12 protein-coding genes and 1 pseudogene are annotated in these 5,905 nt (G+C 69.2%); all 13 read left to right on the plus strand.

The genetic code is table 11. The features are described 5' to 3' along the window. Positions 1 to 145, plus strand: a pseudogene (gene tuf, locus VLK66_RS03230) (elongation factor Tu); the annotation flags it as partial. A 112-nt stretch (positions 146 to 257) separates the two neighbouring features. Continuing rightward, the gene (gene rpsJ, locus VLK66_RS03235; protein WP_325307869.1) at positions 258 to 566 is read left to right on the plus strand and encodes a 30S ribosomal protein S10; all 309 of its coding nucleotides are present in this window, start codon (positions 258 to 260) and stop codon (positions 564 to 566) included. Positions 567 to 579: 13 nt separating this feature from the next. Then, complete coding sequence (gene rplC / locus VLK66_RS03240; RefSeq protein ID WP_325307870.1) at positions 580 to 1,197, plus strand: 50S ribosomal protein L3; 618 nt, start codon at positions 580 to 582, stop codon at positions 1,195 to 1,197. 10 nt (positions 1,198 to 1,207) lie between these two features. Beyond that, on the plus strand, positions 1,208 to 1,876 hold the full coding sequence (gene rplD / locus VLK66_RS03245) for a 50S ribosomal protein L4 (protein ID WP_325307871.1): 669 nt from the start codon (positions 1,208 to 1,210) through the stop codon (positions 1,874 to 1,876). Beyond that, positions 1,869 to 2,165 (plus strand): 50S ribosomal protein L23, encoded by a 297-nt coding sequence (gene rplW, locus VLK66_RS03250; RefSeq protein WP_325307873.1) that lies wholly within the window; start codon positions 1,869 to 1,871, stop codon positions 2,163 to 2,165. The genes rplD and rplW overlap by 8 nt, the downstream gene beginning before the upstream one ends. A 1-nt stretch (position 2,166) precedes the next feature. Beyond that, a complete protein-coding gene (gene rplB / locus VLK66_RS03255) occupies positions 2,167 to 3,009 on the plus strand; it encodes a 50S ribosomal protein L2 (protein WP_325307874.1) in 843 nt (280 codons plus the stop codon). A 189-nt stretch (positions 3,010 to 3,198) separates the two neighbouring features. After that, positions 3,199 to 3,486 carry a 30S ribosomal protein S19 gene (gene rpsS, locus VLK66_RS03260; RefSeq protein WP_325307876.1) on the plus strand — a complete coding sequence of 96 codons (288 nt, stop codon included), beginning with the start codon at positions 3,199 to 3,201 and terminating at the stop codon, positions 3,484 to 3,486. A gap of 18 nt (positions 3,487 to 3,504) precedes the next feature. Further along, positions 3,505 to 3,855, plus strand: a complete 351-nt coding sequence (rplV, locus tag VLK66_RS03265; RefSeq protein WP_325307878.1) for a 50S ribosomal protein L22 — start codon at positions 3,505 to 3,507, stop codon at positions 3,853 to 3,855. 4 nt (positions 3,856 to 3,859) lie between these two features. Further along, complete coding sequence (gene rpsC, locus VLK66_RS03270) at positions 3,860 to 4,522, plus strand: 30S ribosomal protein S3 (protein WP_325307880.1); 663 nt, start codon at positions 3,860 to 3,862, stop codon at positions 4,520 to 4,522. Positions 4,523 to 4,534: 12 nt separating this feature from the next. After that, complete coding sequence (gene rplP / locus VLK66_RS03275) at positions 4,535 to 5,008, plus strand: 50S ribosomal protein L16 (RefSeq protein WP_325307882.1); 474 nt, start codon at positions 4,535 to 4,537, stop codon at positions 5,006 to 5,008. A gap of 20 nt (positions 5,009 to 5,028) precedes the next feature. Continuing rightward, complete coding sequence (gene rpmC, locus VLK66_RS03280) at positions 5,029 to 5,214, plus strand: 50S ribosomal protein L29 (protein WP_349260478.1); 186 nt, start codon at positions 5,029 to 5,031, stop codon at positions 5,212 to 5,214. Further along, on the plus strand, positions 5,211 to 5,504 hold the full coding sequence (gene rpsQ, locus VLK66_RS03285; RefSeq protein WP_325307886.1) for a 30S ribosomal protein S17: 294 nt from the start codon (positions 5,211 to 5,213) through the stop codon (positions 5,502 to 5,504). The genes rpmC and rpsQ overlap by 4 nt, the downstream gene beginning before the upstream one ends. Before the next feature lie 84 nt (positions 5,505 to 5,588). Next, a partial coding sequence (gene rplN / locus VLK66_RS03290; protein ID WP_325307888.1) for a 50S ribosomal protein L14 occupies positions 5,589 to 5,905 on the plus strand: 317 nt, incomplete at its 3' end.

Here is a 5,905-nt window from a genome sequence, read left to right on the forward strand (position 1 = left end):
CGTGGAGATGGTGATGCCGGGCGACAACGTGCAGATGGTGGTGGAGCTGATCACCCCGATCGCGATGGAGAAGGAGCTTCGCTTCGCCATCCGCGAGGGCGGCCGCACCGTGGGCGCCGGCGTCGTCACCGAGATCGTCGAATAAGGCCGGTTGGCGGGAGGCGGAGCCCCCTCGCGTAAGATACGCGGGCCGGCGCCGCCTCCGCTCTGACTTGCACGACGAACGTCAACCGACTGAGCTGAGAGGAAGTACCGATATGGCAGGCAAGATCCGGATCCGGCTGAAGGGCTTCGATCACGCGGTGATCGACCAGACCACGGCCGACATCGTGCGCACGGCGGAGAAGACGGGGGCCACCATCAGCGGCCCCATTCCCCTTCCCACGCGCGTGCAGCGGTGGACCGTGCTGCGGTCGCCGCACGTGGACAAGAAGAGCCGCGAGCAGTTCGAGCTGAAGACGCACAAGCGTGTGATCGACATCCTGGACTCGCGCCCGCAGACCGTCGACGCCCTCACCAAGCTGGATCTTCCGGCGGGTGTGGACGTCGAGATCAAGGTGGACTGAGGGAGGCGAAACCATGAACGCGATCATCGGACGCAAGCTGGGGATGACCCAGATCTTCGACGAGGCGGGCGCCGTGGTGCCCGTGACCGTCATCGAGGCCGGGCCCTGCCCGGTGGTGCAGGTGCGGAGCCAGGAGAAGGAGGGCTACACCGCCGTCCAGCTCGGCTTCGGCCAGCAGAAGGACACCCGCGCGAGCAAGGCCGAGAAGGGCCACGCGCTGAAGGCCGGCCTGCAGGCCGCCCCCGCGGTGCTGAAGGAGTTCCGCTTCGACGAGACCCCCGAGGTCGGCTCGACCGTCACGGTGGGCGGCTTCGAGCGCGGCGGCCGCGTGAAGGTCACCGGCGTGACCAAGGGGCGCGGCTTCCAGGGCGTGATGAAGCGCCACGGCTTTGGCGGCGGGCGCGCCAGCCACGGCGCCACCCGCATCCACCGCGCGCCCGGCTCCATCGGCGCCGGCACCAACCCCAGCCGCGTGATCAAGGGGAAGCGCATGCCCGGCCACATGGGGGCCGAGCAGCAGACCGTACGCAACCTGCTGGTCGCCAAGGTGGACGCCGAGAAGAACCTGCTGTACGTGCGCGGCGCGGTGCCGGGGCCCGTGAACGGCGTGGTTTTCGTCCAGAAGCAGTGAGGCCCACGAGATGCTGACCGCACGATACTACAACGCCGCCGGCGAGCAGAACGGCGACGTGCAGCTCCCCGAGGAGCTGTTCGACGGGCGCGTCCACGAGGCCGCCCTGCACCAGACGGTGAAGGCGTACCTGGCCAACCAGCGCCAGGGGACCGCCGCCACCAAGACCCGCGGGATGGTGTCCGGGGGCAACCGCAAGGCCTGGCGCCAGAAGGGCACCGGCCGCGCCCGCCAGGGCTCGATGCGCGCTCCGCACTGGCGGGGCGGCGGCATCGTGTTCGGACCCAGCCCGCGCAGCTACCACCAGGACGTGCCGCGCAAGGTGAAGTCGCTGGCCCGCAGGAGCGCCTTCAACCAGCGCGCCATCGACGGCCAGATCGCCGTCATCGAGCGCCTGGCGCCCGAGGCGCCCAGGACGCGCGCCTTCGCCGAGCTGCTGGGGAAGATCGGGGTGGCCGGCGCCAAGCGCGTGCTGATCCTGACCGACGGCTCCAGCCGCAACGTGTACCTGTCGGCGCGCAACCTTCCCAACGTGGAGGTCATGCCCTTCGCCCAGGCCAGCGCCTACGACGTGATGGTGGCGCGCCAGGTGGTGATCGAGCAGGCCGCGCTCGACCAGGTGAAGCAGGGTGCCGGCCAGACCGCCGATGCCGACGCCGAGGAGGTGGTGAATGCCTAAGGTGAACGTCAACGAGGTGATCGTGCGCCCGCTCGTGACCGAGAAGAGCCACGACCAGCTCGACCGGCTGGGCGCCTACACCTTCGTGGTGGCCAAGGACGCCAACAAGATCGAGATCGCCCAGGCGGTCGAGAAGCACTTCAACGTGAAGGTCAGGGACGTCCGCACCATGCGCTACGCCGGCAAGGAGAAGCGCATGGGCCGCCACGTGGGCCGCAAGGCCTCGTGGAAGAAGGCGGTCGTGACCCTCGCGGAAGGCGACTCGATCGAGCTCTTCGAGGGAGTGTAACATGCCGACCAAGCAGTTCAAGCCGGTGACCCCCGGCACGCGCTTCCGCTCGACCAGCGACTTCGCCGAGGTCACCCACAAGGGGCGCCCCGAGAAGGCGCTGACCGAGAAGATCTCGGGCACCGGCGGGCGCAACCACCACGGGCACGTGACCAGCCGCCACAAGGGCGGCGGGCACAAGCGCCTGTACCGGGTGATCGACTTCAGGCGCGACAAGGCCGGCGTGGCCGGCAAGGTCGAGCGCATCGAGTACGATCCCAACCGCACGGCCAACATCGCCCTCGTGGTCTACGAGGACGGCGAGCGCCGCTACATCCTGCACCCGCGCGGGCTGCAGGTGGGCGACAGCGTGGTGGCCGGCAGCGGCAGCGACATCAAGCCGGGGAACGCGCTTCCGCTGGCCGAGATCCCGCTGGGCACCACCGTGCACAACGTGGAGCTCCGCCCCGGCAAGGGGGGCCAGATGGCCCGCTCGGCCGGCGCCGGGGTGCAGATCGCGGCCAAGGAGGGCGACTACGTGACGCTCCGCATGCCCAGCACCGAGATGCGCATGGTGCGGCGCGAGTGCATGGCCACCGTGGGCCAGGTGGGGAACGTGGACCACGAGAAGCAGTCCATCGGCAAGGCGGGCGCCAACCGCTGGCGGGGCAAGCGCCCCAAGGTCCGCGGCGTGGTGATGAACCCGGTGGACCACCCGCTGGGCGGCGGCGAGGGCCGGAGCTCCGGCGGCCGTCCCCCGGTGAGCCCCTGGGGCAAGCCCGAGGGCGTGAAGACCCGCCACAACAAGAAGGCGTCGAACAAGCTGATCGTCCGCGGCCGCAAGCGGGGCCGGGCGACGAAGTGATACAGCAGTGCCAAGTGCCCAGTGCCCAGTGCCTGGTGGACGATCTTCCACTTGGCACTGGGCACTGGGGACCAGGCACTTACGTTCGCGTCCACCACTGGCGCCGGAACTCCCCGGCATCACGTGGACTCAGACCCGCGGGAAGGCTTCGCAGGTCCCGCCGGGGAGACTAAGTGCGATGAGGAAAGAATGCCCAGAAGCCTGAAGAAGGGGCCGTTCGTAGACGACAGCCTCAGCAAGAAGATCCGGGCGATGAACGAGAAGGGCGAGAAGCGGGTCGTGAAGACCTGGTCGCGCAGCTCCACCATCACCCCGGACTTCGTCGGACACACGCTTGCCGTGCACAACGGCAACAAGTTCATCCCCGTGTACCTCACCGAGCAGATGGTGGGGCACAAGCTCGGCGAGTTCGCGCCCACGCGCACCTTCAAGGGGCACGGCGGCAAGCTCGTCGACAAGCGCGCCAAGGCGCGCTAGAGAAAGGGGATGACTGAGATGAAGGCACGTGCAATCGCCCGCAACGTCGGGATGAGCCCCCGCAAGATGCGGATGGTCCTGGACCTGATCCGCGGCCGGGGCGTGAACGAGGCGTACTCGATCCTCAAGTTCTCGAAGAAGGCGGCCACCCGCCCCATCGAGAAGACCCTGCGCTCGGCCGTGGCCAACGCCACGCAGGCCGCCGACGCCACGGGCCAGTTCGTCGACGTCGACGAGCTGGTGGTGAGGGAGGCGTACGCCAACGAAGGTCCGCGGCTGAAGCGCTTTTCGCCCCGCGCCATGGGGCGGGCCACGCCCATCATCAAGCGGACCACCGAGCTCACCATCGTCGTCGACCGCAAGGAGTAGCCCGATGGGACAGAAGACGCATCCGAGGGGCTTCCGCCTGGGGATCGTGGCGCCGTGGCGGAGCAAGTGGTACGCCGAGCGGAACTTTCCCACCCTCCTGATGGAGGACGAGAAGATCCGCAAGTACCTGAACCAGCGCCTGGGCCACGCCTCGATCAGCGAGATCGACATCGAGCGCAAGCCCGGCAAGACCATCGTGACCGTGCACACCGCCCGTCCGGGCGTGGTGATCGGCAAGGGCGGCGCCGAGGTGGACAAGCTCCGCGACGAGCTGGCCCGCCTCAGCCCCGGCAACGAGGTCGCCATCAACGTGGAAGAGGTCAAGCGCCCCGAGGTCGAGGCGCAGCTGGTGGCCGACTCCATCGCGCACCAGCTGGTGCAGCGCGTGAGCTTCCGCCGCGCCATGAAGCGCGCGGTGCAGAACGCCATGCGCGCCGGCGCCGAGGGGATCAAGGTGCAGGTGGCCGGCCGCCTGAACGGCGCCGAGATCGCCCGCACCGAGGGGTACAAGGAGGGGCGCATTCCGCTCCAGACCCTGCGCGCGGACATCGACTACGCCCAGTCCACCGCCCGCACGACCTACGGGACGATCGGGGTGAAGGTCTGGGTGTTCAAGGGCGAGGTGGTCGAGAACCGGCGCGGCCGCACCTACTCGACCGACGCCTGAGGAGACTGACCAATGCTCGCACCGAAGAGAGTCAAGTACCGCAAGCAGATGAAGGGCCGCATGCGCGGCGCGGCCACGCGGGGCAACTACGTGGCGTTCGGCGACTGGGGGCTGCAGAGCCTGGAGCCCGGCTGGATCTCCAACCGCTCCATCGAGGCGGCCCGTATCGCCATGACGCGCCACATCAAGCGCGGCGGCAAGGTTTGGATCCGGATCTTCCCGGACAAGCCGATCACCAAGAAGCCGCTCGAGGTCCGCATGGGCAAGGGCAAGGGCAACCCCGAGGGATGGGTGGCCGTGGTGCGCCCGGGCCGGATCATGTTCGAGCTCGAGGGCGTGGAGCCCGAGGTGGCCAAGCGGGCGCTGCAGCTGGCCGCCGCCAAGCTTCCGGTGAAGTGCAAGATCGTGGAGCGCGAGCGCACCGACGCGGCTTCGGCCGCCGCGGCCGCCGCGCTCACCGGCCAGCAGCAGGGAGGTGAGGCGTGAACGCCCCCGAGATCCGTGACATGACCGACGGCGAGATCCAGGACCGCATCGAGCAGCTCCAGGAGGAGCGCTTCCGGCTGCGGTTCCGCTCCGCCACGCAGCAGCTGGAGAACCCCATGCTGCTGCGCAACCTCCGCCGCGACATCTCGCGCCTGAAGACGGTGCTGCGCGAGCGCGAGCTGCAGAACCAGGGGAGCCCCCGATGAGCGCCGACAACGCCGTGAACCAGGCGGAGACCGCCGAGGACCGCGCCCGGCGCAAGACGCGCGTGGGCATCGTGGTCTCCGACAAGATGGACAAGACCGTGGTGGTGCGCGTGGAGCGCCGCTACGCCCACCCGCTGTACGGCAAGCAGGTGACGCGCAGCAAGAAGTACCACGCCCACGACGAGAACAACGAGTACCACACCGGCGACGTGGTGCGCATCACCGAGACCCGCCCGCTCAGCAAGCTGAAGCGCTGGCGCGTGTCCGAGCTGATCGAGCGCGCCCGCTGACAACGGCGGCGACCCCGCCCTCCGCGAGCGACGGCCTGATTCCGTCGCCCGCGGGGCGGGGCCCTGGATCTTAGGAGCAGACCAATGCTGCAGCAGGAATCGATCGTCCGGATCGCGGACAACTCCGGCGCCAAGAAGGCGCTGGTGATCCGCGTGCTGGGCGGGAGCAAGCGCCGCTACGCCTCGGTGGGCGACCAGATCATCGTGGCGGTGAAGGACGCGCTCCCCGACGGGACCGTGAAGAAGGGCGACGTGGCCACGGCCGTGGTGGTCCGCACCACCAAGGAGGTCCGGCGCAAGGACGGCAGCTACATCCGGTTCGACGAGAACGCCGCCGTCATCATCAACGACGCGGGCGAGCCGCGCGCCACGCGCATCTTCGGGCCGGTCGCCCGCGAGCT

The sequence above is a fragment of the Longimicrobium sp. genome (genome assembly GCF_035474595.1).
Classification (GTDB): Bacteria; Gemmatimonadota; Gemmatimonadetes; order Longimicrobiales; family Longimicrobiaceae; genus Longimicrobium.

Bases quoted from the DNA above. Each gene is read 5' to 3' on its own strand.
- rpsJ (WP_325307869.1), top strand. From the start codon at position 258: ATGGCAGGCAAGATCCGGATCCGGCTGAAGGGCTTCGATCACGCGGTG.
- rplC (WP_325307870.1), top strand. From the start codon at position 580: ATGAACGCGATCATCGGACGCAAGCTGGGGATGACCCAGATCTTCGAC.
- rplD (WP_325307871.1), top strand. From the start codon at position 1,208: ATGCTGACCGCACGATACTACAACGCCGCCGGCGAGCAGAACGGCGAC.
- rplW (WP_325307873.1), top strand. From the start codon at position 1,869: ATGCCTAAGGTGAACGTCAACGAGGTGATCGTGCGCCCGCTCGTGACC.
- rplB (WP_325307874.1), top strand. From the start codon at position 2,167: ATGCCGACCAAGCAGTTCAAGCCGGTGACCCCCGGCACGCGCTTCCGC.
- rpsS (WP_325307876.1), top strand. From the start codon at position 3,199: ATGCCCAGAAGCCTGAAGAAGGGGCCGTTCGTAGACGACAGCCTCAGC.
- rplV (WP_325307878.1), top strand. From the start codon at position 3,505: ATGAAGGCACGTGCAATCGCCCGCAACGTCGGGATGAGCCCCCGCAAG.
- rpsC (WP_325307880.1), top strand. From the start codon at position 3,860: ATGGGACAGAAGACGCATCCGAGGGGCTTCCGCCTGGGGATCGTGGCG.
- rplP (WP_325307882.1), top strand. From the start codon at position 4,535: ATGCTCGCACCGAAGAGAGTCAAGTACCGCAAGCAGATGAAGGGCCGC.
- rpmC (WP_349260478.1), top strand. From the start codon at position 5,029: ATGACCGACGGCGAGATCCAGGACCGCATCGAGCAGCTCCAGGAGGAG.
- rpsQ (WP_325307886.1), top strand. From the start codon at position 5,211: ATGAGCGCCGACAACGCCGTGAACCAGGCGGAGACCGCCGAGGACCGC.